At 61.5% G+C, this 26,525-nt stretch carries 25 protein-coding genes and 1 tRNA gene; 11 read left to right on the top strand and 15 right to left on the bottom strand.

The annotated features are described in order from the left end of the window. The first annotated feature begins 7 nt into the window (after positions 1-7). Positions 8-907 carry an EamA family transporter gene (locus DCL27_RS04570; RefSeq protein ID WP_005294358.1) on the top strand — a complete coding sequence of 300 codons (900 nt, stop codon included), beginning with the start codon at positions 8-10 and terminating at the stop codon, positions 905-907. A gap of 123 nt (positions 908-1,030) precedes the next feature. Continuing rightward, complete coding sequence (locus DCL27_RS04565) at positions 1,031-2,002, top strand: arsenic resistance protein (RefSeq protein ID WP_035600735.1); 972 nt, start codon at positions 1,031-1,033, stop codon at positions 2,000-2,002. 64 nt (positions 2,003-2,066) lie between these two features. Here the strand turns inward: DCL27_RS04565 and dusC are convergent, their stop codons facing one another. From dusC to bioB, 7 genes are all read right to left on the bottom strand, one after another. Then, the gene (gene dusC / locus DCL27_RS04560; protein ID WP_035600732.1) at positions 2,067-3,023 is read right to left on the bottom strand and encodes a tRNA dihydrouridine(16) synthase DusC; all 957 of its coding nucleotides are present in this window, start codon (positions 3,021-3,023) and stop codon (positions 2,067-2,069) included. A gap of 72 nt (positions 3,024-3,095) precedes the next feature. Continuing rightward, entirely contained in the window at positions 3,096-3,368 is a 273-nt protein-coding gene (locus DCL27_RS04555) for a VF530 family protein (protein WP_035600729.1), read from the bottom strand. 75 nt (positions 3,369-3,443) lie between these two features. After that, positions 3,444-5,462 carry an excinuclease ABC subunit UvrB gene (uvrB, locus tag DCL27_RS04550; RefSeq protein ID WP_005294350.1) on the bottom strand — a complete coding sequence of 673 codons (2,019 nt, stop codon included), beginning with the start codon at positions 5,460-5,462 and terminating at the stop codon, positions 3,444-3,446. A gap of 562 nt (positions 5,463-6,024) precedes the next feature. Then, positions 6,025-6,753 carry a dethiobiotin synthase gene (gene bioD, locus DCL27_RS04545; RefSeq protein ID WP_035600726.1) on the bottom strand — a complete coding sequence of 243 codons (729 nt, stop codon included), beginning with the start codon at positions 6,751-6,753 and terminating at the stop codon, positions 6,025-6,027. Further along, complete coding sequence (bioC, locus tag DCL27_RS04540) at positions 6,746-7,516, bottom strand: malonyl-ACP O-methyltransferase BioC (RefSeq protein ID WP_035600723.1); 771 nt, start codon at positions 7,514-7,516, stop codon at positions 6,746-6,748. Before bioC ends, bioD begins: the two co-directional genes overlap by 8 nt. Next, entirely contained in the window at positions 7,500-8,651 is a 1,152-nt protein-coding gene (gene bioF / locus DCL27_RS04535; protein WP_035600721.1) for an 8-amino-7-oxononanoate synthase, read from the bottom strand. Before bioF ends, bioC begins: the two co-directional genes overlap by 17 nt. A gap of 1 nt (position 8,652) precedes the next feature. Beyond that, a complete protein-coding gene (gene bioB, locus DCL27_RS04530) occupies positions 8,653-9,714 on the bottom strand; it encodes a biotin synthase BioB (protein ID WP_370555537.1) in 1,062 nt (353 codons plus the stop codon). 187 nt (positions 9,715-9,901) lie between these two features. Here bioB and bioA point away from each other — a divergent pair, with 187 nt between their 5' ends. Together bioA and DCL27_RS04520 are read left to right on the top strand one after the other, a co-directional pair. After that, a complete protein-coding gene (gene bioA, locus DCL27_RS04525; RefSeq protein ID WP_109579314.1) occupies positions 9,902-11,203 on the top strand; it encodes an adenosylmethionine--8-amino-7-oxononanoate transaminase in 1,302 nt (433 codons plus the stop codon). A 139-nt stretch (positions 11,204-11,342) separates the two neighbouring features. After that, the gene (locus DCL27_RS04520; protein ID WP_005288832.1) at positions 11,343-12,161 is read left to right on the top strand and encodes a pyridoxal phosphatase; all 819 of its coding nucleotides are present in this window, start codon (positions 11,343-11,345) and stop codon (positions 12,159-12,161) included. A 41-nt stretch (positions 12,162-12,202) separates the two neighbouring features. On the opposite strand, the gene modC is transcribed toward DCL27_RS04520, so the two are convergent. From modC to DCL27_RS04495, 5 genes are all read right to left on the bottom strand, one after another. After that, positions 12,203-13,261, bottom strand: coding sequence for a molybdenum ABC transporter ATP-binding protein ModC (modC, locus tag DCL27_RS04515; RefSeq protein ID WP_035600650.1), 1,059 nt, complete (start codon positions 13,259-13,261; stop codon positions 12,203-12,205). 1 nt (position 13,262) lies between these two features. Further along, positions 13,263-13,955, bottom strand: a complete 693-nt coding sequence (gene modB, locus DCL27_RS04510) for a molybdate ABC transporter permease subunit (protein WP_005288837.1) — start codon at positions 13,953-13,955, stop codon at positions 13,263-13,265. A gap of 9 nt (positions 13,956-13,964) precedes the next feature. Next, complete coding sequence (gene modA, locus DCL27_RS04505; protein WP_005294337.1) at positions 13,965-14,732, bottom strand: molybdate ABC transporter substrate-binding protein; 768 nt, start codon at positions 14,730-14,732, stop codon at positions 13,965-13,967. A 110-nt stretch (positions 14,733-14,842) separates the two neighbouring features. After that, the gene (locus DCL27_RS04500) at positions 14,843-15,619 is read right to left on the bottom strand and encodes a YdcF family protein (RefSeq protein WP_080582864.1); all 777 of its coding nucleotides are present in this window, start codon (positions 15,617-15,619) and stop codon (positions 14,843-14,845) included. Between the two features lie 130 nt (positions 15,620-15,749). Continuing rightward, positions 15,750-15,893: an AcrZ family multidrug efflux pump-associated protein gene (locus tag DCL27_RS04495; RefSeq protein ID WP_005288848.1), complete on the bottom strand. Its 144-nt coding sequence runs from the start codon at positions 15,891-15,893 to the stop codon at positions 15,750-15,752. 221 nt (positions 15,894-16,114) lie between these two features. Here DCL27_RS04495 and modE point away from each other — a divergent pair, with 221 nt between their 5' ends. The 6 genes from modE to galM all read left to right on the top strand — a co-directional run bounded on the left by modE (position 16,115) and on the right by galM (position 22,359). Then, positions 16,115-16,906 (top strand): molybdenum-dependent transcriptional regulator, encoded by a 792-nt coding sequence (modE, locus tag DCL27_RS04490; protein ID WP_005288851.1) that lies wholly within the window; start codon positions 16,115-16,117, stop codon positions 16,904-16,906. A 143-nt stretch (positions 16,907-17,049) separates the two neighbouring features. Continuing rightward, entirely contained in the window at positions 17,050-17,865 is an 816-nt protein-coding gene (locus tag DCL27_RS04485) for a CPBP family intramembrane glutamic endopeptidase (RefSeq protein ID WP_035600643.1), read from the top strand. 205 nt (positions 17,866-18,070) lie between these two features. Further along, a complete protein-coding gene (gene galE / locus DCL27_RS04480; RefSeq protein ID WP_005288857.1) occupies positions 18,071-19,087 on the top strand; it encodes a UDP-glucose 4-epimerase GalE in 1,017 nt (338 codons plus the stop codon). A gap of 11 nt (positions 19,088-19,098) precedes the next feature. Further along, positions 19,099-20,142 carry a galactose-1-phosphate uridylyltransferase gene (gene galT / locus DCL27_RS04475; RefSeq protein ID WP_035600640.1) on the top strand — a complete coding sequence of 348 codons (1,044 nt, stop codon included), beginning with the start codon at positions 19,099-19,101 and terminating at the stop codon, positions 20,140-20,142. 19 nt (positions 20,143-20,161) lie between these two features. Then, positions 20,162-21,319 carry a galactokinase gene (gene galK, locus DCL27_RS04470; protein ID WP_035600637.1) on the top strand — a complete coding sequence of 386 codons (1,158 nt, stop codon included), beginning with the start codon at positions 20,162-20,164 and terminating at the stop codon, positions 21,317-21,319. Beyond that, positions 21,313-22,359, top strand: coding sequence for a galactose-1-epimerase (gene galM, locus DCL27_RS04465; protein ID WP_035600633.1), 1,047 nt, complete (start codon positions 21,313-21,315; stop codon positions 22,357-22,359). The genes galK and galM overlap by 7 nt, the downstream gene beginning before the upstream one ends. A 32-nt stretch (positions 22,360-22,391) precedes the next feature. On the opposite strand, the gene DCL27_RS04460 is transcribed toward galM, so the two are convergent. Next, positions 22,392-23,771 carry an SLC13 family permease gene (locus tag DCL27_RS04460; RefSeq protein WP_005294328.1) on the bottom strand — a complete coding sequence of 460 codons (1,380 nt, stop codon included), beginning with the start codon at positions 23,769-23,771 and terminating at the stop codon, positions 22,392-22,394. Between the two features lie 306 nt (positions 23,772-24,077). Here DCL27_RS04460 and gpmA point away from each other — a divergent pair, with 306 nt between their 5' ends. Further along, the gene (gene gpmA / locus DCL27_RS04455) at positions 24,078-24,830 is read left to right on the top strand and encodes a 2,3-diphosphoglycerate-dependent phosphoglycerate mutase (RefSeq protein WP_005294325.1); all 753 of its coding nucleotides are present in this window, start codon (positions 24,078-24,080) and stop codon (positions 24,828-24,830) included. 49 nt (positions 24,831-24,879) lie between these two features. On the opposite strand, the gene aroG is transcribed toward gpmA, so the two are convergent. Next, on the bottom strand, positions 24,880-25,944 hold the full coding sequence (gene aroG / locus DCL27_RS04450) for a 3-deoxy-7-phosphoheptulonate synthase AroG (RefSeq protein ID WP_035600629.1): 1,065 nt from the start codon (positions 25,942-25,944) through the stop codon (positions 24,880-24,882). A gap of 444 nt (positions 25,945-26,388) precedes the next feature. Continuing rightward, positions 26,389-26,464, bottom strand: a tRNA-Lys gene (locus DCL27_RS04445). Between the last annotated feature and the right edge of the window lie 61 nt (positions 26,465-26,525).

The raw sequence follows: 26,525 nt of genomic DNA, 5'->3' as shown, positions 1-26,525 counted from the left end.
AGGCATTATGGGGCTGAAAGATACCCTGCTGGCGCTGTTGGTGGTCGCGATCTGGGGCGTCAGCTTTGTGGCGATGCAACTCGGGCTGCAACAACTCTCGCCGCTGCTACTGGGTGGCCTGCGTTGTCTGTTATTGGCGCTGCCCGCCATCTTCCTCCTGCCGCGCCCGGCCCTCGCGGCGCACACCCTGATCCTGTATGGCCTGCTGATTGGCTTCGGCCAATTCGCCTTCCTGTTTTTCGCCCTGCATGGTGGCCTCAGCGCCGGAGTGGCCGCCATGCTGCTGCAACTGCAACTGCTATTTACCGTGTTGCTGGGCACCCTCCTGTTCGGCGAGCGCATCCGCGCCAGCCAGATCCTCGCCCTCCTGTTCGTCTTCGCCGGTGTGGCCTTACTGTTACACCAGGGTGCCGATGGCCTCTCTCTGCCTGATGGCGCCATCTTATTCGCGCTGGGGGCCGCCCTCTGCCTGGCGCTGGGTAATCTGCTGCAACGCCTACGCATCCGTGACAGCATCCAGGGATCGTTACCGGCTTTGATCGCCTGGGCGGCGTTGGCGCCGATCCTGCCGTTCTTCCTCGCCGCCTGGCTCTTCGACGGGGGACAGGCTACGCTAACGGCCCTGCGTGGGATCGATCTCACCACCCTGCTAGCACTGCTCTATCTGGCCTACATCGCTACCCATCTGGCCTATGCCATCTGGGGACGCTTGCTAAGACGCAACCACACCGGCTACTTGATGCCCTTTACCCTGCTGATCCCGTTAATCGCGTTGGCCGCCGATGAGATCGTCTTTGCCACCCCGCTGAGCGCCGTACAGCTCTATAGCCTACTGCTGATCCTCCTCGGCCTGGCGCTGGCGCTATTGGGTAACCGCCTGATGGATTTTCGCCTGGTACGTCACTAAGCCGCGGCTCAGGGAGTCGGGGGGCGTCCGTCTCCCCGATTCCCCCACTCAGGCTGGGATTTTTAATTGGCCACATTAACGCTATGATACGCCGCCCTAAATCACTAACGGACTCGCTGCGCAATGTCCCTCAGCAGAGAATGGCTAGAACGCCGGCAGATCGCCCTCTATCTTGCCGCCATCCTATTGGCGATCCTACAAGGCCTCACGTTACCGACCCACGCCCCCTCTAGCCAGGCCATCTCCCTCGCCTTGGCATTGATGCTCTACGCGACCTTCTTGCCGTTACCGCTTGGAGAACTGGGACGAGCATTGCGCCAGCCCCGCTTCCTGGCGGCGTTGCTACTGACCCAGTTTTTATTGATCCCACTGCTGCTCGCCCTGCTGCTCCCGCTGCTACCCAACCAACCGCTGTTACGCCTCGGTATCCTCCTGGTGCTCTTAACCCCCTGCATCGACTATGTGGTGCCCTTCGCGCAACTCGGACGCGCCGATGTGCGTCCACTCCTTGCCGCGACCCCTCTGCTGCTCATGCTGCAAATGGTGTTGCTGCCGCTCTACCTGCATCTGTTCCTCGGCGCGCAAGCCGCGCAACACATTCAGCCCACCCCGTTTATCACGGCATTCCTTCAGTTAGTCGTATTGCCACTGTGTCTGGCGGCGCTGACGCAAACCCTATGCCGTCGCAGTCGACGCGGGCAGGCCATCGCCCACGGCCTTGCGCTATTGCCGGTACCGAGTTGTGCATTGGTGTTATGGGTTGTCGTAGCGAGCACGCTCACGCACCTGGAGGCTGCGGCAGACGCCGCCCTACAGAGTATGCCAATTTATCTGTTGTTCGCCGCCGTCGCACCGCTGATCGGCTGGGGCATGGCGCGCCTCTGGCGTCTCGATGCCCTTCAAGGCCGCGCCATCGCCTTCAGCGCCGCCACGCGCAATTCGCTGGTGGTACTCCCGCTCGCGCTCGCCATACCGGGCGCGCTGCCGCTCCTACCGGCGGTGATCGTCAGCCAGACCCTGGTAGAATTGCTGAGTGAGTTGGTTTACATTCGCCTGATCGCCCGGCTGGGACGCCGGGCAGGCGTTGACGACTAACGGCAGAGGCGGCGCGAGTCGCCGCTCACCGAGTCATGGCGGGCCGCCGCCGAGCGAGAGGCGCTTACACCTGGCCCGACAGCGCGTCGATGTGCGCCGCGATCGCCGGTGTCGCCATCAGTGGCCGCACCTGACGAAACAGCGTCTCCGCCTCGGGATAGACCTTGCGCAGGTAGCTGAGCCACTGCTTAATGCGGGCGACATGATACAAACCGGTATCACCCTGCTTCTCCAGACGGACGTAACGCTGCAACAGCGCTACCACCTCCGGCCACGCCATCGGCGCGGCGTTATCCTTCACCACCCGACTCAGATTTGGGATATTCAACGCCCCACGCCCGATCATCACGGCGTCGCAGCCGGTCTGTGCCAGGCAGGCCTGAGCGCTGGCATAATCCCAGATCTCACCGTTGGCGATCACCGGGATGGTTAAGCGCTGGCGGATCTCCCCGATCGCCGCCCAGTCGATACGATCGGCGCGATACCCATCCTCCTTGGTACGCCCATGCACCACCAGCTCCGTCGCCCCCGCCTGCTGTGCCGCATCGGCGATCTCAAAACGCTGGCTGGCACTCTCCCAGCCCAGACGCACCTTGACCGTGACCGGCAACGCCGCCGGTACGGCCTGACGCATCGCCAACACCCCGGCGTAGATCTGCGCGGGATCCTTCAGCAGCGTGGCACCGCCGCCGCTGCCATTGACCGCCTTCGAGGGGCAACCACAATTGAAGTCGACGCCGGGCGATCCCAGCGCGACCGCGCGCTGGGCATTCTCCGCCAGCCAGTGCGGTGACTGACCCAACAGTTGAATACGCACCGGGGTGCCGCTGCGGGTACGACTGTGACGATGCAACTCCGGACAGAGACGGTAGAACACCTTCTCCGGCAACAGACGATCCACCACCCGCACAAACTCGGTGATACACAGATCGTAGTCATTCACTTCGCTCAGCAGCTCGCGCACCAGGGCGTCAAGCACCCCTTCCATCGGCGCCAGCAGCACCCGTTTTACTTTCGGCATACCTTTCCCCTCGTGGATAGCGGCGCAGATAGTACTGAGTTCCTGTGCCGCCCGCAACGCGGGCGCGGCCCCTCACTCGTCGTCGCTACGTCGGCGCCAACCCTCCCACGGCGTCGAAGCGTCGGCCGCGTCATCCTGCAACGACGCCAGATAGAGCGCCTCCACCTTGGCGCGCGCCCAAGGGGTACGACGTAAAAACTTGAGGCTCGACTTGATGCTGGGATCGCTTAGGAAGCAATTGATGGCGATACGACGCCCCAATTCCGGCCAGCCATAACGCGCCACCAGCGCGGTGAGGAGAGCTTCGAGGGTGATCCCGTGCAGAGGATCGCGTGATGTGTGCATAGGGGTTATCCGCTTGGCATGAAAGGCGCCTACCCTAACGGCCTTATGGCCGCCGGGCAAGCAAAAGCGACGGCGTTATGGCGCCGTCTTGAACTGTTCGCGCAGCTGGTGAATTTCGTCACGTAACGCGGCAGCCTGTTCGAACTCCAGGTTCTGCGCATGCTGGTACATCTGGCTCTCCAGACGCTGGATCTGCTGTTCGAGCTGTTTGGCGGAGAGGCCGCTGTAGGCCCGCTGCGGCTCGGCGGCACGTTGCCCGCGCGTTCCCTTACCGCGCCCGCGCGTCGCGGCATCGCCCAGTTGTAGGATATCGGTCACCTTCTTGTTCAACGCCTGTGGGACGATGCCATGGGCCAGGTTAAACGCCTGCTGGCGCTCACGTCGCCGCTCCGTCTCGCCGATCGCCCGCGCCATCGACGGCGTAATGCTATCGCCATACAGGATCGCCTTACCGTTCAGGTTGCGCGCCGCGCGGCCGATAGTCTGGATCAGCGAGCGTTCGGAGCGCAGAAAGCCCTCCTTGTCGGCATCCAGGATCGCCACCAAGGAGACCTCCGGCATGTCCAAGCCTTCGCGCAGTAAGTTGATGCCTACCAGGGCGTCGAACTCGCCCAGACGCAGATCGCGGATGATCTCCATGCGCTCAACGGTATCGATATCGGAATGCAGGTAGCGCACCCGCACGCCATGCTCCTCCAGATACTCCGTCAGATCTTCCGCCATACGTTTGGTCAGAGTGGTCACCAAGACCCGCTCACCGATGGCGGCGCGCTGGTTGATCTCCGACAGCAGATCATCCACCTGGGTCGCCACCGGGCGCACCTCGATCTGCGGATCGAGCAGCCCCGTCGGCCGCACCACCTGGTCGATCACCTCGCCGCCCGACCTCTCCAGCTCGTAGTTGCCCGGCGTTGCCGAGACGTAGATCGTCTGCGGCGCCAACGCCTCGAACTCCTCGAAGCGCAGCGGGCGATTATCCAGCGCCGAGGGCAGACGGAAGCCATACTCGACCAGCGTCTCCTTGCGCGCCCGATCACCGCGGTACATGCCCCCGATCTGCGGAATGGTGACATGCGACTCGTCGATCACCAGCAAGCCGTCTGCCGGCAGGTAATCGAACAGCGTGGGCGGTGGCTCGCCCGGCCCACGCCCAGAGAGGTAACGTGAATAGTTCTCGATCCCCGAGCAGTATCCCAGCTCATTCATCATCTCCAGATCGAACTGGGTGCGTTGACTCAGACGCTGCTCTTCCAACAGCTTGTTGTTGGCCAACAACACCTGACGGCGCTGCGCCAACTCGCCCCGAATCTCCTCCATCGCCTGCAGGATACGTTCACGCGGAGTCACGTAATGGGTCTTCGGATAGACGGTGAAGCGTTGCACGGTACGCAGCAGTTGCCCGGTGAGCGGATCGAACAACGACAGACGTTCCACCTCCTCGTCGAACAACTCGACCCGCAACGCCTGATCCTCCGCCTCGGCGGGGAAAATATCGATCACCTCGCCGCGCACCCGAAAGGTGCCGCGCGCAAACGCCTGATCATTGCGGGTGTATTGCAGCTCCGAGAGACGACGCAGAATCGCGCGCTGATCGATCAGCATGCCCTGGGTCAGATGCAACATCATCTTCAGATAGAGATCGGGATCACCCAAGCCATAGATCGCCGAGACCGAGGCGACCACCACCACATCGCGCCGCTCTAGCAGCGCCTTGGTGGCCGAGAGTCGCATCTGCTCGATATGTTCGTTGACCGAGGCATCCTTCTCGATGAAGGTATCGGAGCTGGGGACATAGGCTTCCGGCTGGTAATAGTCATAGTAGGAGACGAAATATTCGACCGCGTTGTCGGGAAAGAACTGCTTCATCTCACCATACAATTGGGCGGCCAGCGTCTTGTTGGGCGCCATCACCATGGTCGGTCGATTGAGATCGGCGATCACGTTGGCGATGGTGAAGGTCTTCCCCGAGCCGGTCACACCCAACAGCGTCTGATGCGCCAGTCCATCCTCCAACCCCGCCTCCAGGCGACGAATCGCCTCGGGCTGATCGCCGGAGGGCTGAAAGGCGGAATGCAGTTTGAAGGTCTTACTCATGGCTCGCTACCCCATAGCTTGTGCGGCGGCAGAATGCCGACGGAAGCGCCGCACCTCACCCGCCGAATCATCGCGTGAACCCATCATGTTACTGGATGGCCCCCCCGCTTAAAATAGCCAGCCACATCGCTGGTGCAAACATTCACATTTCACTCACAACTGTCACGCTAAAATGACATTTATCCCCATTCCGGCGTGGCGAGGGGGCATTCCCGCCCCCCTCGCGTTGTCAAGGGGGACGCCCCGGCACAGACGAAAATCCCCCGCCACCTTGCTTTTGCTTAATTATTTGATATAAAAGGAAATCATTGCAAAGACGAGAATCCGAGCGGGTTAAGTGGAAGCCGCATAGATACTGGCTTTGCGTCGGTTTTCTAAACCTAATACACAAGGTTATCCACAGGAATAGTGGATAACTTCGCGCGCCCCGCAGGAGAGCGGCTGTGCGAGGCAGGCGATTTTTTTTCGCCTACCCGGGGTGATTGGTTTATTAAACGAATATATCGATTAAAAAATTACAAACAATCTAAATTAGAGTTATAAGGTGAGGTGCAACGCCACATTAGCGTTGCGTGCGAGCGAGGGAGAGACGTGCATCCCCGGCGTCGAGCAGGGGCGTCAGATCCAAGTAGGCGGCACGCGCCTGGCTGTCCTGCGCCGGATCGAAGGGGATCTCCCCCAGACAGGGCGCCGGGAGTCCCTGTTTCAGGGTCGCCAAATACTCCGCATGGCGCCGACCGGGAGGCTGGATCTGATTGGCCACCCAAGCGACCAATGGTAAGCCGGCGGCCGCGATGGCTCGCGCGCTCAGCAAGGCGTGATTGATGCAGCCCAACTTCACCCCGACCACCAGGATCACCGGCAAGCGCTCCGCTACCACCCACTGATCGAAACCATAATCCCGACTCAGCGGCGTAAACCAGCCGCCCGCCCCTTCCACCACGACCCACTGCGCCCGATGCTGTAGGGCATGTAAACCGGCGCTGAGGCAACGCGGATCGATGTCCACACCCTGCGCCGCGCTGACAATATGGGGCGAGGTCGCTTCGGCGAAGGTATAAGGATTCACCTCCTGGTAACGCAGCGCCAGGCTTGAGGCGGCCTGCAAGGCGAGGGCGTCGGCATTACGTAGCCCCTCCGGCCGCCACTCACTACCGGAGGCGACCGGCTTATAACCGGCGCAACGCAGGCCATACCGCGCCGCCGCCTGCAGCAGCGCCGCGCTGACCACCGTCTTGCCCACATCGGTATCGGTGCCGGTAATAAACCAACTCTGAGTACGACTAGTCACGCGTCAATTCTCCTACCACTAGTTGATAACTCAACGCCACGCCCTGTGCTTCGCGTGGATAGCACTGCGCCAGACGCGCCAGATGCTGGCGTCCGTTCAATCCGCCGCTGCGCCCGGCATGCAGATGGGTGGCACCGATCCCTTTCAGCGAGCGCATCAGCGCCATGACATCGGGAAAGTGATAACGCAGCGTATGCATCGTCAGGCAGTGGCGATAGGGCGCGCAGGCCGCCGCGATCTGCTCATGGCGCAGAAAGCGGTTGACGTGTTGCCGACCATCCACCTGCCGCCAGGCGCTATCCAGCTCCTGTAACGAACCGGCGGCCAAGGTGGTAAACAGCACCCGCCCCCCAGGCCGCGTCACGCGCATCAATTCGCCCAGTGCCCGGGGCAACGAGGCGCACCACTGTATCGCCAGGTTACAGAAGCAGAGATCCACGCACTCATCGGCCAGCGGCAGATGCTCCATATCGGCCAATAGATAGTGCTGTGCGCTGTCCAAGCGCCGCGCCTGTGCCAACATTCCGGGCGCCAGATCGAGTGCGGTGACACGATAGTCGTAGGCCGTCAGACGCCGGCTAAAATAGCCGGTGCCACAGCCCACATCCAAGGCCGTCTGCCCCTCGGCACGCCCCTCCAGCAGGGCCAGTAGACGTTCGCCGCTGTGACGCTGAAACGCCGCCGATTCCTCATAGCCGTGAGCGGCGCGACTAAAGGCCGCCGCCACCGCCGGTTTATTCACCCACTCATGCGTCAGCGTCATCGAGCGCCTCCAGCAGGCGTTCGATATCCTGCGTCCGATGCGCCGCGCTCAAGGTGATGCGCAGGCGAGCGCTGCCCGGCGGTACGGTCGGTGGACGCATGGCGCACACCCACAGGCCGCGCGCACGTAAGCGTTGCGCCAGCGCCAGCGCCGCTTGGTTCTCCCCGACGATCAGCGGTTGAATGGCGCTATGGGAGTCCGTCAGACGCCAACGCCCACCAGCCAAGGCCTGGCGTAGGCGCGCCACGTGGCCCGCCAGCCGTGCCCGCGCCGAGTCAGCCTGGCGCACCACCTGTAGGGCGGCCCGGAGGGCGCAAGCCTGCGCCGGCGGCATGCTGGTGCTGTAGATGAGGTGACGGGCGAACTGCAACAGGTACTCCGCCAATGGCTCACTACACAACAGCGCCGCACCACTGATGCCGAAAGCCTTGCCGAAGGTGACAATCAGCAGATCGGGACGTACCCCTTGGGCGTCGCAACTTCCGCGCCCCTCGCGGCCACAGACCCCGACGCCATGCGCGTCGTCCACCATCAGCCAGGCCGCGTGGCGATCGCACAGGGTGCGCAGCGCGGCCAACGGCGCGCTATCGCCATCCATGCTGAAGATCCCCTCGGTCACCACTAAGCTCTCTCCCTCATGTGGGCTAGCGAGCAACCGTGCCAGCGAATCGGGCTGGTTGTGTTGGAAGCGACGTAACGCACTCGGTGCCAACATGGCCGCCTCCATCAGTGAGGCGTGACTCAGTTTGTCCGCTAACACCCGATCCTGACGCTGCATCAACGCCAGGATCAGCGCCTGATTCGCGGCGAAGCCGGAGATGAACAGCAGCGCACGCGGATAACCGAGCCAATCGGCCAGCTCTGCCTCTAACGCCGCATGCGCCGTCGTTTGACCGGTGACATGGGCAGAGCCCCCGGAGCCGCTACCGTAGCGTGCCAGCCCCTGCTGCCAGGCGGCGATCGGCGCCGGATGCTGGCTCAGTCCCAAGTAGTCGTTAGCCGCAAAATTGAGATAACGCCGCCCATCGATGACGATCTCTCGCCCGCCCGACGCCTCGCGTACCGTACGCCGCCGATAGGCGTCGGCGGCCTGCCGCGCCGCCAATGCCTGTGAAAGCCGTGTCTGCCAGCCCATATCAGCGCGCCGCGTTATAGAACAGATCGCTATCGGCCTGCAGCACCTGTTCGGCCAGTTGTTGCTGCTGCTGATTGTCGCCATAAACCACCTGAGTTTGCTGTGGATTTAGCCCCAGCTTACGGAACAGCTGCCGATCGCGATCCTCCGCCGGGTTGGGGGTGGTCAGCAAGCGGCAGCCATAGAAGATGGAGTTGGCGCCCGCCATAAAGCACAGCGCCTGAGTCTGCTCGTTCATCTGCTCACGCCCGGCCGAGAGACGCACATAAGAGGTCGGCATCATGATGCGCGCCGCGGCGATGGTGCGGATGAAGTCAAACGGCTCGACGTCGGGATTATCCGCTAGCGGGGTACCCGCCACCTTCACCAGCATGTTGATCGGTACGCTCTCCGGCGGCGTCGGCAGGTTGGCTAACTCCACCAACAAGGCGGCGCGATCGCGCACACTCTCCCCCAGTCCGACGATCCCGCCGGAACACACCTTGATCCCGGCGGCGCGTACGCGCGCTAAGGTATCCAGGCGATCCTGATAACGGCGTGTGGTGATGATATTGGCGTAGTACTCCGGCGAGGTGTCCAAGTTATGGTTGTAGTAATCCAGCCCCGCCTGTGCCAGACGTTGCGCCTGGCTAGCGCTCAACGCGCCCAGCGTCATGCAGGCCTCCATCCCCAACGCCTTGACGCCACGTACCATCTGCTCCAAGTAGGGCATGTCGCGCTCATGGGGATTCTTCCACGCCGCTCCCATGCAAAAACGGGTCGAGCCGGCGGCGCGCGCCTGACGCGCCGACGTCAACACTTGCTCCACCTCCATCAACCTCTCGGCCTCCAGGCCGGTCTTGTAACGGGCGCTCTGCGGACAATATTTGCAGTCCTCCGGGCAGGCGCCGGTCTTGATGGACAGCAGGGTGCTCACCTGTACCTGACGCGGGTCAAAGTGTTGACGGTGGACTTGCTGTGCCTGAAACAACAGCTCTAATAGGGGGTGTTCGAACAACGCCTGCGCCTGCGCTAACGTCCAGCGCCCGGAATGCGGTCTCTCTGCCACGGCAGCCTCTCTCATCGGATAAGTCGATAACTCGTCGGCTCAGTGTAAGACGACAAAACACCATGTCAACCATATGGAATGCAAAATGGTTTACGAAAGTGGCTGCTGAGTTTACCTAATTACGGCACATGACATGACGAAGACGGCATGAAGCGTTACAATGTCAACTCTTATGAAGAAATGAAGGTTGACAAAATAAGTCATGGATCTCAGCGCACTCGACTTCGACCGCCGCCACATCTGGCACCCCTATACCTCGATGAGTCAACCGCTACCGGTCTACCCCGTCGTCGCGGCCAGCGGTTGCGAGCTCCAACTGGCGGATGGCCGCCGTCTGGTGGACGGGATGTCTTCCTGGTGGGCAGCCATCCATGGCTATAATCATCCTCATCTGAATCAGGCGCTGACCCAGCAGCTCACGCAGATGGCGCACGTCATGTTCGGCGGCATCACCCATCCGGCGGCGGTGGCGCTCTGCCAAAAGCTGGTGGCACTGACGCCAGCGGCGTTAGAATGCGTGTTTCTCGCCGACTCCGGTTCCGTCGCCGTCGAGGTGGCGTTAAAGATGGCGCTGCAATATTGGCAGGCGCGTGGCGAGCCGCGCCAACGCTTTCTCACCCTACGCCACGGCTACCATGGCGATACCTTCGGTGCCATGGCGGTGTGCGATCCGCATAACAGCATGCACAGCCTGTATCACGGCTACCTGCCGCAACACCTGTTCGCCCCGGCACCGCAATGCGCCTTCGGCGACGACTGGGATGAGGCGGATTTCGTCCCCTTCGCCCGCCTGCTGGCGGCCCACCACCAGGAGATCGCCGCCGTGATCCTCGAACCGCTGGTTCAGGGCGCCGGCGGCATGCGTTTCTATCACCCGCGCTACCTGCAACGCGTACGCCAGGCCTGTAGTCGCCACGGGGTATTGCTGATCGCCGATGAGATCGCCACCGGCTTTGGCCGTAGCGGCGCACTGTTCGCCTGCGATCACGCCACCATCACCCCCGATATTCTCTGTCTCGGTAAGGCCTTGACCGGCGGCTATCTGACGCTCTCCGCCACCCTCACCACCCGAGCCGTCGCCGACACCATCAGCGAGGGTGAAGCGGGCTGTTTTATGCATGGTCCAACCTTTATGGGCAACCCGCTGGCCTGCGCCGTCGCCTTGGCGAGCCTAGAGCTTATCGAACAGGGGCATTGGCGTACTCAGGTCGCCGCCATCGAGTCTCAACTGCGTGCGGAGCTACTACCGCTCAATGCGCACCCCCGCGTACGCCAGGCGCGGGTGCTCGGCGCCATCGGCGTGGTGGAGACCCATCAACCGGTCAATATGGCTACGCTGCAAGCCTTCTTCGTCGAGCAGGGCGTTTGGATCCGGCCCTTCGGTCATCTGATTTACCTGATGCCGCCCTACCCGATCAGCGCAGCACAACTCACCCGGCTGTGTGAGGCGATAGCGGCGGCCTTGTCGCATGATGCGCACTTTTTACCGCTCTCCGACACCTAAGGGGCGTTAGCCTAGCGCACGGTGATCAGGTCATCTCTGGAAGAGTGCTCGCACTCGCGATGGGGGGAATAACGGCTGTTGTCGACTGGGTATCCGGTGTAACATTCGGCGCAGAATTCATCGTTTTAAGGTATCCCTCATGCACTATCGCCTGATCGCCCTCGATCTCGACGGCACCCTGCTCAATGCCCGCAAACAGATCCTGCCGGAGTCACTGGCCGCGCTGGCCGAGGCTCGCGCCGCGGGTCTGGAGGTGATGATCGTCACCGGTCGCCACCATGTCGCCATCCACCCGTTTTATCGCGCGCTGGCGCTCGATACGCCCGCTATCTGCTGTAATGGCACCTATCTGTATGATTACTTGGGACAACGCGTATTAGCTGCCGATCCGCTGCGCGCCGATCAGGCGCAGGCGGTGCTGGATCGTCTCGAGGCACAGCAGATCCACGGATTGCTGTACGTCGATAATGCGATGCTCTACCAGCGGCCAACCGGCCATGTGCAGCGCTCCCACGCCTGGGCGGAATCCCTACCGGCCGATCAACGCCCAGTACTACAGCAGGTCGAGAGCCTGCGCGAGGCGGCACAGCACGCCGACGCCATCTGGAAGTTCGCCACCTCCGACGAGGACGGCGACCGCTTGCGGGACTTCGCCGCCGGCATCGAGCGCGATCTGGGATTGAGCTGTGAGTGGTCCTGGCACGATCAGGTGGATGTCGCCCAGGCGGGCAACAGCAAGGGACGCCGCCTGGCGGAGTACGCCGCCACACGAGGCATCACGCTAGATCAGGTGGTTGCCTTTGGAGATAATTTCAACGATATCAGCATGCTGGAATCTGTTGGCTTGGGCGTTGCCATGGGCAACAGCGATGAGGCGGTCAAGGCGCGCGCTCAGCGTGTCATCGGCAGTAACGAGACCCCGGCGATCGCCGATTTCCTGCGGCAGCACGTCCTGTAACACCCTCACGGGCACCGCCGAGGCGGCGCCCGCTTATATCCCTACTGGTTGATCGACACGCTCTTGATCTGGGCGTATAGCTGTTGACCGGGCACCAACGCCAAATCGTCGCGAGCCCACGGGGTGATGCGCGCCCACAGCGTCTCGCCCGCTAACGCCAGCTTAACGTCGATCTGCCCCTCAACCTCCACCAACTCGACCACGCTAACCGCCAGGATGTTACGGATGCTGCTGGCACGCGGCACTTCACGCACCAGCGATACGTCCGCCGCATCGATCCGTAGCCGGAAACGCTCACCCGGCTCGCCCGCCTGCCGCGCCACCCACAGACACTGATCGCCCAACGCCAACGCGCTCATGGCGTAGTGCGGATGATGGTGATCGAGGCGCACATTCAGCACGCTGCTCGGCGCCTCCTTTTGTAGCCAGGGACGCAAGGCGCTGCTGGCCCAGACCTCCTCCAAACGGCCAAAGGCACGCATCTGCCCCTGATCCAACAGCAAGACATGCTGCGCCAGCCGCAGGATCTCATCCATGCTATGGCTGACGTAGAGGATGGGGATGCGCACATCGCGCGCCAAACGCTCCAGGTAAGGCAGCAGTTCACGCTTACGCGGCAGATCGAGGGAGGCCAACGGCTCGTCCATCAGCAGCAACTCGGGGGCGGTCAACAGGGCGCGGCCGATGGCCACCCGTTGGCGCTCGCCACCGGAGAGGGTGCGCGGAAAGCGCTGTAACAAGGGGGCGATCCCCAGCAACTCAACGATGGCATCGAACTGGCTACGCATCGTCTCCGCCATGCCGTAGGTGAGATTGCCGCGCACCCGGTAGTGCGGAAATAGGCGCGCATCCTGGAAGACATAGCCGATGCGCCGCTGCTCCGGTGGTAGATAACGGCCCTGCTCGCAGTCCAGCAGCGTGCGGCCGTTGAGCACAATACGTCCCTGCTGCGGACGTGTCAGCCCGCCGATGGCGTTGATCAACGAGGTCTTCCCCGCGCCAGAGAGCCCGAAGATGGCGGTGATCCCCTCCCCCGGAAGATCGGCATTGACCCGCAGATCCAGATCGCCTAGGCGTTGACGAATATCGACATGCAGCATCTTAGGCGCCTCCCAGCCGTTTCTGGCTCCAACGCGCCAGCCACTCCGATAGCAACAGAGAGAGCAGCGATAACGCGATGGCGATGGCGCAGAGACGCGCGGCCTCTAACTCCGCCCCCGGTGTCTCGATCAGGGTATACATCGCCAACGGAATGGTTCGCGTCTCACCCGGAATATTGGAGACGAAGGTGATGGTGGCACCGAACTCGCCCAACGAGCGGGCAAAGGCCAGTACCGTTCCGGCCAAGATCCCGGGAAACGACAACGGCAAGGTGATGGTAAAGAACACGCGCAGTGGCGTGGCGCCCAGGGTACGTGCCGCCAATTCCAGACGCTGATCGACGGCAGACAGCGCCAGGCGAATGGCACGCACCATCAAGGGAAAGGCCACCACGGCCGAGGCCAGTGCGGCACCATGCCAACTGAAGCTGAAACTAAAGCCGAACCAGTGATACAGCCAAGCACCGATCACCCCTTTGCGCCCCATCGCCAATAACAACAGGTAGCCAATCACCACCGGCGGCAGCACCAACGGCAAATGGATCACGCTATCCAGCAATGCCTTGCCAGGGAAACGGTAACGGACCAACACCCACGCGGTGAGGATGCCAATCGGCAGACTAAAGAACACCGCGGTGCCCGCCACTTGCAGGCTGAGCACCACGGCTTCCCATTCATAAGGACTCAGAAACATACTCACGGATTAACGCGGGGTAAAGCCGTAGCGGGTAAAAATGGTGGCTGCCTGCGGCCCCTTCAGATAGTCATAGAAGGCATCGACCGCTGGCGATTGTTTGCCCTTGACGATCGCCATCGGGTACTCCACCGGCTTGTGGCTATCCGCCGGGAATACACCGACCACCTTCACCTTCTTACTGGCCACGGCATCGGAACCGTACACGATCCCCAGCGGGGCCTCGCCACGCTCGACCAGCGCCAAGGCGGCACGCACGTCGTTAGCGCGCGCCATCAATGGCGACACGCTCTGCCAGGCACCCAACTTCTGCAACGACTCCTTGGCATAGATCCCCGCCGGCACATGGTCCGGATCACCGACGGCTAAGCGACCACCGTCCAACAGCTTCTTCCACGGGGTCTGTGCGTCGATGGTGATCTGACCCAGCTTGCTATCGGCCGGTGCCACCAGCACCAACTGGTTGCCCAGCAAGGTGTAACGGGTGTTCGCCACCATCGCCTGCTTATCGATGGCATAATCCATCCACTTCTGATCGGCAGAGATGAACAGATCGGCCGGCGCCCCTTGATCGATCTGGCGCGCCAGCGTCGAGGAGGAGGCGAACGAGGTCACGATGCTGACATCCTTACCCTGCTGATACTGCGCGGCGATCTCCTGCAGCGCATTGGTCAACGAGGCGGCGGCGAATACCGTCACCTTCTCTGCGGCCTGGGCCCCCTGACATACCCCGGCAGCCAGCACGGCTCCCGCCACTAACTTATTCCACGCTTTCATCGCCTCTCCCCGTTGCATACAGTGATATCGTTATGTAGTGGATTATATGGCGCGAATCCATGCAATAACACTGAAAAAAATCATAAATATGACGCCGTTGGCATTTGTCCTTATGCCGGACGGAAGCCATAGCGCTCGCCGAGCATCGACGCCAGGCGCTGAAAGGCGGCCTCAACCTCATCGGGCAGATCGACGTGAGCGATAAAGTCACGCCCGCGTGGCCCATACCCCTGGGCATCGTCACGCAGACGCGGGATCTCGCCCAACAACAGCGACATGAAGCGCGCGACGGGCCACAATGTCCCCGGAGCGCCAGCGAAACACCATTGCCCCGCACGGCACACTAACTGTGGAACAAAGGTCGGCCAGCTGGCAAAGGATACCGCCGGCTGATCCTGCCAGACACGCTGAAAGGTCGCTAGGGTACGGCGTTGCATCAACGGATCCTGCACCAACAGAATGCGCGACGGCATTTCCCCCTGCGCCTGCAACAGTGCGCGACTAAAGCGCGCATTCTCGCCACAGTTCGTCGACGCCTTCTCCAGCCAGATGCGACAGCCATCGATGCCCGCCTCACTCAACGCTAACTCGGCCAACAGCTCGGCCTCCGCACGCCCGGCACACACGAGCGTCGCCCCCACGGGATCGGCAGCCAACGCCTGGTATAACAAGGGGGTAGAGTGACCAATGCCACCGGCGATCAGCAGCTGCGGCGCCACACCGGCGCGCAGCGCGGCGAAGCTGGCGCGAGCGGTCGGCAACAGGGCATTGCCCAGCAAGATCAGCAGATCGGCACTCTCCGGCGGCGGCATCTGCCCGGCGAACTCATCACAGGCGAGGAAACGGGCGATCAGGTTAATGTCATGCACTTGTGCGGTGGAAAACACGGCGGCCTCCATGGCGAAAGGTGAGATTGAAGATACAAATAGCACATCGCCCGGCAGTACCGGGCGATGTGAGGGGGCGGCAGACCAGGTCTCACCGCCACGGCGCCGCGCGCTACGCGACGCGCATTAATTAGGACTCTTTCTCTTCGGGATGACCCCACGCGGAGATCAGGTTACAGAGCTCACCCATTCCCCAGATCAGTCCCAAAATCACCGCCATCACCACCGGCACCATGATGGCGGCGACGACCAAACTCTTCAGCAATTCAAACATAGCTGACTTCACTCTCCGTTGATATGCGCGCTGCGCTAACCCTACCCTACGCCGCCGATGACGTAACGGCGGCGCTGTCCTCGTCGGATGACAGGCTCCTAATCGATAGTGTAACTCAGCCATCACCGTTTCGCATTGTTCAATCCGTGCGATAGTCCCGGTTTGCCTGTCGACGGTCAGATCGGCCACAATAGCGTAAGCAACCACGCCGAGGAGCCGCCATGCAAGCCGATATCTTACTCACTCTCAAACTTCAGGATCGTCTATTCGCCGATCCGCGCCGCATCGAGCTGCTCAAACAGGTACGCCACACCGGCTCCATCAGCCAGGGAGCCAAACTGGCCGGGATCAGCTATAAGAGTGCCTGGGATGCCATCAACGAGATGAATCAACTGGCCGATGAAGAGATCGTCGCCCGCGCCACCGGTGGTAAGGGCGGCGGCGGCGCACGCCTGACTCGCTATGGCGAGCGCCTGATCGCCCTGTACGATCTCCTGGGACAAATCCAACAGAAGGCCTTCGACGTGTTGAAGAGCGACGAGCTACCGCTCGATAGCCTGTTAGCCGCCATCGCCCGTTTCTCACTGCAAACCAGCGCGCGTAACCAATTTTTCGCCACCGTCATCGAGCGGGACGATGAGGCGGTGCAGCAACACCTACTGCTGCGCCTGGCAGACGGTAAGACCCAGTTACGCGCCGCCGTCACCGCCCAGAGCGCCCAACGCCTGGCGTTACATCCGGGTAAAGAGGTGTTGGTGCTGATCAAGGCGCCCTGGATCCGTCTGAGCACCGATCCCGCCCTGAGTGGTGCCGCCGACAATGCCCTGAGCGGACGCGTCAGCCATATTCAAGCCGGTAGCGATAACAGCGAAGTGCTGCTGACCCTGCCCAGCGGTGAAACCCTGTGTGCCACCGTCGATAATCGCACCATGAGTCAGCTCCAGCTGAGCCTAGGGATGTCCGTCAACGCCCTATTCAACGCCGATCGGGTCATCGTCGCAACCCTAGCCTAACGCCGCGCGGGCGGCGCGGCTCCCCCGCGTCGTTCTCGTCAACGCGCCTCCCCTTGACCTCCATTATGTTACCGTTAGGTTAATAATGATGTGCTAACATCGTATCCCTTTAGATAGCAGCACGATCATTCCAAGGAGGAAACATGTGGGAGATTTTACTCCTGCCAGCCCTGTTGTTGGCCTGGGCGCCGCGCGCCGCCTTTCTGAGCGCCGCCGTCGCTGTCGCACTGCTCGCATACCAAGGGCTGATCGCCCCGTTGGCGGTCGCGCTGCTGGCGTTGATGGCACTGGTTCTCTATCTGCGAGGCCGTCTGACACTGAGCACGCCCTGGCGTGCCCTCAGCGAAATCGGGCTCGTGGCCGCCATTCTGACACTCTATCTACACCACTTTCCCGGCTTCCATAACCCGCTGCTGCTGGATAAGGTGCGTGTCGGCGCGCACAGCGCCCCCTTTACCCTGTACGCTAATCTCGACAAGGCATTGGCACCGCTACTGCTGCTGGCGCTGTATCCTACCCTGCTGCGCCGCCCCGACGCCCCGCGTGTCCCGGCCTGGCGCTATGGCGCCTTGCTGCTTAGCCTGCCTGCCCTACTGCTGCTGGCGGTCGCCCTGGGAGGCCTACGCATCGAGCCCCACTGGCCCCACTGGCTCCTGACCTTTTCCCTCCTCAACCTGCTGTTCGTCTCGCTGCCAGAAGAGGCGCTGTTTCGCGGCTACTTGCAACAGCGTCTGAGCGCCTGGTTTGGCCCCTGGGTCGCCCTGCTACTCGCCGCCCTGCTCTTCGGCCTGCTGCATCTAGCCGGTGGCCCGTTACTCGTCCTCTTCGCCACCCTCGCCGGGGGAATTTATGGCCTGGCGTGGCAATGGAGTGGGCGATTATGGGTGGCGGTACTGTTTCATTTTGCGTTGAATATGTTGCACCTGCTGTTCTTCACCTACCCACTCTACCGCCCCTAGCGCGCACATTAGTGTAAACGATACCACTCACACCGCTACTGACGCGGCGCCATCCGGATAAAATAGAACGGTTGCCGCGATAGTTAAAGGGGTGAGTGGGTATCAGCCACTGTGTAAACGATTCCATTTTTACCACCTAGATCACCTTTTCACCTGCTGGTGCGTGTTACCTTTTTAACCATCAGAGTCGCACTGGGAGTTCATCATGATTGTATTAGTCACCGGGGGAAGCGGTTACATTGGCAGCCATACCTGTCTCCAACTGCTCCAGGCGGGCCATACACCGGTCATCGTCGATAATCTCTGCAACAGCAAAGTCAGCGTGCTAGATCGTATCGCCGCACTCGGCGGCACACGTCCCGTGTTATATCAAGGAGATGTTCGCGACCGAGCCCTGCTCACACGCATCTTCGCCGAGCACGCCATCGACGCAGTGATCCACTTCGCCGGTCTGAAGGCGGTCGGCGAGTCGGTGCAACGCCCCTTGGCCTATTACGACAACAATGTCGGTGGAACGCTGGTACTGCTGGAGGTGATGCAGCAGGCGGGAGTGCATAACATCATTTTCAGCTCCTCGGCCACCGTCTATGGCGACCAACCGCAGGTGCCCTATGTCGAAGCGATGCCAACAGGGATGCCCTCCAGCCCCTATGGCCGCAGCAAGCTGATGGTCGAACAGATACTGCAAGATCTACAGCACGCCTCGCCGGCATGGAGCGTGACACTGCTGCGCTACTTCAATCCGGTCGGCGCACATCCCTCCGGTACCATGGGCGAGGATCCTCAGGGTATCCCCAACAACCTGATGCCCTATATCTCGCAGGTAGCCATCGGCCGCCGCGACTCACTGGCCATCTTCGGTAATGACTACCCGACGCCTGACGGTACCGGGGTGCGCGATTACATCCATGTGATGGATCTGGCCGACGGCCACCTGGCCGCGTTACAGGCCAAGTGTCATCAGCCAGGGGTACACATCTATAACCTCGGCGCGGGCGTCGGTTACAGCGTGTTACAGGTGGTCGACGCCTTCAGCCAGGCCTGTGGCAAAGCGGTTCCCTACCATTTCGCCCCTCGTCGCGCCGGCGATCTGCCCGCCTACTGGGCCGACGCCGCCAAGGCTGAGCGTGAGCTAGGTTGGCGCGTTCATCACTCCCTGGCGCAGATGGCCGAAGATACCTGGCGCTGGCAATCCCGTAACCCGAATGGCTACCCACAATAAGGAGTGTGGCGATGACGACGACCTTTAACCCGGTGGATCATCCCCACCGCCGCTACAATCCGCTCAACGATCAGTGGGTGCTGGTATCCCCCCATCGCGCTAAGCGCCCCTGGCAGGGCGCGCAGGAGACCCCCGCCAGCACACAGCTGCCGGCACACGATCCCGACTGCTATCTGTGCCCGGGCAATCTGCGTGTCACCGGCGATCGCAACCCGGACTACCGCACGACCCATGTCTTCACCAACGACTTCGCCGCATTGATGCCGGACACGCCAGATGCGCCGTCCAGCGACGACGTGCTGATGCGTAGCGCTAGCGCCCGTGGGACGAGCCGAGTGATCTGCTTCTCTCCCGATCACAGTAAGACGCTGCCCCAGCTCTCATTAGCGGCGTTAGAGGCGGTGATCGCCACCTGGCAGAGCCAGAGCGCCGAGCTGGGCCGCCGCTATCCTTGGGTTCAGGTATTCGAGAACAAGGGGGCGGCGATGGGCTGCTCCAATCCGCATCCTCATGGCCAGATCTGGGCCAACAGCTTCCTCCCCAACGAGGCGGCACGCGAGGATCGCCTGCAGCGAGACTACTTCCTCCGTCACCATCGCCCGCTGCTGCTCGACTACGTACAGCGAGAGTTAGCCGACGGCAGCCGCACGGTGGTGGAGACCGCGCACTGGCTGGCGGTCGTGCCCTACTGGGCCGCCTGGCCGTTTGAAACGCTCTTACTGCCGAAACAGCCGTTACGACGCCTGCCCGAGATCGATGCAGCACAGCGTAGCGATCTGGCCGTAGCCATAAAAAAACTGACCAGCCGTTACGATAACCTGTTCCACTGCGCCTTCCCCTATTCGATGGGCTGGCACGGCGCCCCCTTCGATCAGGTCGATACCGATCACTGGCTGCTACATGCCCATTTCTACCCACCCTTGCTGCGTTCCGCCACGGTGCGCAAGTTCATGGTCGGCTACGAGATGCTGGCGGAAACCCAACGCGATCTGACCCCGGAGCAAGCGGCCGAACGCCTGCGCGCCGTCAGTGACATTCACTTTAGCGAAGCCTAACGCCCGAGAGGATACAACCATGCGCCTCCATGATCTGACTCGCCTGACCCGTGAGATCTTTACCCGTGAATTTGGCTACGCGCCGACCTGCTGCGTCCAGGCGCCGGGACGCGTCAACCTGATCGGTGAGCACACCGACTATAACGATGGCTTCGTCCTCCCTTGCGCCATCGACTACCAGACCGTCATCAGCTGCGCGGCGCGTCCCGACCGCCAGGTGCGCGTCATCGCCGCCGACTACGCCAATCAGCAGGATAGCTTCAGCCTCGATGCGCCGATCGTCGCCCACGACAGCATGATGTGGAGTAACTATGTGCGTGGGGTGATCAAGCATCTCCAGCAACGTTGTGACACCATCGGCGGCGTCGACATGGTGATCAGCGGCAACGTACCGCAAGGGGCGGGACTCAGCTCTTCCGCCGCCTTGGAGGTCGCCGTCGGCCAAGCGCTCCAGGCCCTGTATCAGTTGCCGCTGGATGGCGTTGCACTGGCCCTCAATGGCCAGGAGGCGGAGAACCGTTTCGTCGGCTGTAACTGCGGCATCATGGATCAACTGATCTCCGCCCTCGGTCAGGCACAGCACGCGCTGCTGATCGATTGCCGTTCGCTGGCGACCCAGGCGGTGCCCTTGCCCGCAGAGGCGGCGGTGGTGATCATCAACTCCAACGTCAAACGTGGCCTGGTCGATAGCGAGTACAACACTCGCCGCCAACAGTGTGAAGAGGCGGCGCGCTTCTTCGCCGTCCCGGCATTACGCGACGTGACCCCGGAGCGCTTCGCCGCCGAGGCGCATGCCCTGCCCGCACTCACCGCCCGGCGCGCCCGCCACGTCATCAGTGAAAATGCGCGGACCGTAGCAGCCGCCGAGGCGCTCGCTGCCGGCGATCTGGGTCGGATGGGGGAATTGATGGCCGCCTCACATGCCTCGATGCGCGATGACTTCGCCATCACCGTGCCACCCATCGACACACTGGTCGAGATCGTCAAGGGCGTCATCGGCGATCGAGGCGGGGTCCGTATGACCGGCGGGGGATTCGGCGGCTGTATCGTCGCCCTCATGCCACACGCGCTCGTCGAGGCGGTGCGCAGCGCGGTCGCGCGCGACTACCCGGCGCGCACCGGCCTACACGAAAGCTTCTACGTCTGTCAGCCATCGGCGGGAGCCAGCGTATGTTAAGTGACAACCTCGAACGGGCGCCGGACGGCGATCCCTTTCAATTTACCGCCCTGCATAACGCTCGCGGCACTACCCTGCTGTTGATGGACTGGGGGGCCAGTTGGCTCTCCTGCCGCCTGGCGCTCGGCGGCGGCCAGGCGCGCGAGGTATTACTCGGTTGCCGACGCGCCAGCCAGTATCCCGAGCAGCAGGCCTTCCTCGGTGCGACCATCGGTCGCTATGCTAACCGCATCGCCAACGCGGCCTACCTCGACCACGGGCGGCGCGTCGCCCTGCTCCCGAGCCAAGGCGTCAATCAGCTGCATGGCGGGCCCGAGGGGTTTGACAAGCGCCGCTGGCAACGCGTCACCCACGACACCCATTCGGTCACCTACCGCCTGCACTCGCCCGACGGTGATCAGGGCTATCCCGGTAACCTGACGGTGGAGACACGTTATACGCTGGATGACGAGGATCGGGTGACGATCGACTGGCAGGCCCGCGTCGATCGCCCCTGCCCGGTCGGCCTGACCAACCACGCCTACTTTAATCTTGGCGGCGATGGCCAGGCGGATGCCCTCATGCAGCAGTTGCAGTTAAATGCCGACGAGTATTTGCCGGTGGATGAGCAGGGGATCCCCTGCGCGCCCTTACGCACGGTCGCGGGCAGTGGCATGGATTTCCGCCAGAGCAAAACGCTGCGCGGCGACCTGCTACGCGACGTCGATCAGCGCCGCGTCAAGGGGTACGACCACGCGTTCCTGCTACAGCCCCGTTGTCGCGACGGCGCCTACCCCGCCGCCACGCTCCGCGCGGATGATGGCCGGGTCAGCCTCCAGGTTTACACCAATGCACCGGCCTTGCAGCTCTACAGCGGCAACTACCTCGCCGGGACGCCCGACCGACAGGGGGGCCACTACGCCGACTATGCCGGGGTGGCGTTGGAGTGCGCCTTTCTCCCCGATAGCCCGAATCATCCCGAATGGCCTCAACCCCGCTGCCTGCTGCAACCCGGCGAAACCTACCACGCCTTCGCGCAGTATCACTTCCATGTCGCGTGATGCAACGGGGCGCTCGGCGGCGCCCCGCTGACTTAACGCCAGAACAGCCAGGCAAACAGGCTCAGGGCGAAGATGCTCACCAGGTTGAGCCAGAAACCGACGCGCACCATCTCCTGCTGGCGGATATGACCGGAGCCGAACACGATGGCGTTGGGCGGGGTCGCGACCGGCAACATGAAGGCGCAGGAGGCCCCGATCCCGATCACCAGCGTGAGCAGGCTCTCCGGCATGCCCAGCGCCTTGGCAACGGTGGCGAACACCGGCACCAACAGCGCGGCGCTGGCGGTATTACTGGTGAACTCCGTCAGGAAGATGATGAACGCGGCCACCGCCAATAGAATGATAAACCAGTGACTTTGGCCGAAGATATCCGCCATCCCATGCGCCAAGATGGCGCTGGCCCCCGATCCCTCCAGGATCAGGCTAAGCGTCAGGCCGCCACCGAATAGCATCAACACCCCCCACTCGGTGTTACGCTGGATCTGATCCCAACTGGCGACTCCGCTGGCCCCGATCAAAACCGCCGCCCCGACGGCGACCAAGGTATCGAACTGCTTGATCCCGCCCAGCATGGCGCTAATTTGGCTACTGAAGATCCAGCCGAATACCGTCAAGGCAAAGATCAGTAAGGCGATCACCCGCGACGCGGTCCACTCCAGTGGCTCGACATGGAGCGTCACCTTATGCTGCAGGTTAGGGCGCAGCAGCAAGTAGAGTAGCCCCATCATCAGGGGCATCATTACCACCATCACCGGAATGCCGTACTTCATCCAGGTGAGGAAGTCGATCCCCAACTGGGCGGCGGCGATGGCGTTCGGCGGACTACCGACCAAGGTCCCCAACCCGCCAATACTGGCGCTATAGGCGATCCCCAACAGCAGGAAGACATAGGTATTGCGTTCACGCACCGGATCGAGATTAGTGAGAATTCCCAACGCCAGAGGCAACATCATCGCCGCCGTCGCGGTGTTGCTGATCCACATTGAGAGCGCCGCGGTCACGCTAAACAACATCAGTACGGCGGTTGCCATCCGCCCACCGGCCAGTAGTAGCAACTGATTCGCGATCAACCGATCCAGCCCCTGCACATGCAGCGCCGTCGCCAACACGAAACCGCCGAAGAAGAGGAAGATGGTCGGGTTGGCGAAAGATTTCAACGCGCCCGCGGCATCCAACAAACCAAAGCCGATCGCCAACAACGGGATCAGCAATGCGGTGATGGTTACATGCACCGCCTCTGTCAACCACAGCACACCGACGAAGATCGTCAGTGCCAAGCCCGTATTCGCCTTCTCATCAAAGGGTAAGATCTGTAACAGAATCACCAACAGCGCGATGTCGAGCGCCATAATGAGTAAACCTCGCTGCGAAGGCGGACTGGCCATCGCGGCGGTTAATGGGGTGGCATCCATGGGCAACCTCGCTATCCTAGAGTTATTTATTGTTAACATTTGAAACAAGGTATTAACTATAAACAACGCGGCGGCATACACAAAACAGCTAAGCGCAAAAATGAGAGGCCGATAGGATCCTCGTCGCCACCCGCGCCCCACGGGGCGCGAAGGGGGATAACGTGCGAGCGCGCATCGACTACACTGAGACGGTGACACCGCGCGGCAACACGGCAACACGTTTGCCGTCGCCATCGCGACCATTGCATTTCACAAGTTATAATGATAATTATTATCAATATGCTAACGCAATTAAGGAGTCTCTCTATGGCTGTCACCAAACTGGTTCTGGTTCGCCACGGCGAAAGCGAGTGGAACAAGGAAAACCGCTTCACCGGCTGGACCGATGTTGAACTGTCGGATAAAGGGCGTCAGGAGGCCCGGGCGGCGGGACGCCTCTTACAGGAGCAAGGGTTCAGCTTCGACTTCGCTTACACCTCCGTGCTCAAACGGGCTATTCATACCCTCTGGCATATCCTGGACGAGATCGATCAACCCTGGCTAGCGGTCGAGAAGTCATGGAAGCTCAACGAGCGCCATTACGGCGCCCTGCAAGGATTGAATAAGGCCGAGACCGCTCAGAAGTATGGCGATGAACAGGTCAAGCTATGGCGGCGCGCCTTCGCTATCACCCCGCCGGCCCTGACACCGCAGGATGAACGCTACCCAGGGCACGATCCACGTTATGCCGCGCTGAGCAGCGATGAGTTACCGCTAACGGAGAGCCTGGCCACGACCATCGAGCGCGTGATCCCCTACTGGCAGCAGCAGATCATGCCGCGCATCGCCGCCGGCGAGCGCGTGATCATCGCCGCCCATGGCAACTCACTGCGTGCCTTAGTGAAACACCTGGATCAGATCAGTGAGGCGGAAATCGTCGAGCTGAACATCCCGACGGGGGTGCCGCTCGTGTACGAGTTCGATGAACAGATGCGCCCGCTACGCCATTACTACCTCGGCGACGCCGCCGAGATCGCCGCCCGCCAGGCGGCGGTAGCGAATCAGGGCAAGGCAGGCTAAGCCCGCCTTGGGCGATAATGACGGTGCCGAGCTAGCGCCGTCAGCCATTTTATGCAACCGAATGGGCGCGACGCGCGCGTACCGCTTGAGCGAGCTGGCGTAACGCCCGCTCGCTATCTTCCCAGCCGATGCAGGCATCGGTCACACTCTGGCCATAGCGTAACGTGGCGCCGTTGTCCGGGCTTTGGTTACCCTCGACCAAATTGCTCTCGATCATCACGCCCATGATGGCACGCTCACCGGCGGCTAACTGGCCGCAGACATCCTCACACACCACCATCTGGCGCTGAAACTGCTTACTGCTATTGGCGTGACTGAAGTCGATCATTACCTGTGCGGGCAGCCCGGCTTGGCTGAGTCCCGCCTTCACCGCCTGTACATCGTCCGCACGATAATTCGGCTGGCGCCCACCGCGCAGGATGATATGGCAGTCACCGTTCCCACTGGTGCTAACGATGGCCGAGTGCCCCCACTTGGTGACCGAAAGGAAACAATGCGGCGCCCCGGCGGCATTGATCGCGTCGATCGCCACCTTAATGGTGCCATCGGTACCGTTCTTGAAACCGACCGGACAAGAGAGGCCTGAGGCTAACTCACGATGCACCTGTGACTCGGTAGTCCGTGCCCCGATCGCCCCCCAACTCATCAGATCGGCCAGGTACTGCGGAGTGATCATATCCAAAAACTCACCCGCGGTCGGCATGCCACTGTCGTTGATCTCAAGCAGCAGGCGACGTGCGTTACGCAAACCATCGTTGATACGGTAACTACCATCCATATGCGGATCGTTGATCAGCCCTTTCCATCCCACCGTCGTCCGTGGCTTCTCGAAGTAAACACGCATCACAATCTCCAACTCACCGGCTAACGCATGACGTAGCGCCAGCAAGCGGGAGGCATACTCTTTCGCCGCCAGGGGATCGTGGATCGAACAGGGGCCAATGATCACCAGCAGACGATCGTCTTGCGCCTGAAGAATACGGTGAATGGCGTTACGGGTCTGCGCTACCGTCTGTGCGGCACTGTCGCTAGCCGGAAAGGCCTCTAACAAGGCCACTGGCGGTAATAACTCCTGGATCTGGTTGATGCGTAAATCGTCGTTCTGATAACTCATAGTGCGTCCATCACAGTCAGAGAAAAGGCTTGTCACAAGCGTTTCAATCTATCCGCTTTTTTACGCGCTTGTAAATGACTGACCCAGCAGGAGATTTTTTACATAATCACATGATTTAATTAAATAAAAATAATAAAGCAAAATATCAGGCTGGCTCCAGCGCTGTATTCACGCTATCGGGATGATGGATAGCCAGAGAAACAGACTAATTCACTACCAGTAAACCTGAGATAGCGGCGTGAAAGTGCAGAGAACAGGCAAAAATAGGCGAGTCGCCTGGACAAGAGGTGATGATCGGCGCGCTACGCCATAACGTCAGCTAACGAAATAGGCCGCATTGGGTCGCTGAATAATCACGGGGGGAGGCTCGGCTTTCGTGCATCGATGGATCCATGCTAAGCGATGTGATCCTTCACGCTAAACAATGGTTTCTCATCGGGAGAATGGTGGGTCGTGCAGGGTTCGAACCTGCGACCAATTGATTAAAAGTCAACTGCTCTACCAACTGAGCTAACGACCCGCTCGGATAATCATTCGCCAACGGCCAATGATCTGATAAAAGGTATGACACGACGGAGCGT

It is taken from the genome of Edwardsiella tarda ATCC 15947 = NBRC 105688 (genome assembly GCF_003113495.2).
Classification (GTDB): domain Bacteria; phylum Pseudomonadota; class Gammaproteobacteria; order Enterobacterales; family Enterobacteriaceae; genus Edwardsiella; species Edwardsiella tarda.
The sequence above is the reverse complement of the archived record's forward strand: the minus strand, read 5'-3'. Positions and strand labels throughout refer to the sequence as shown.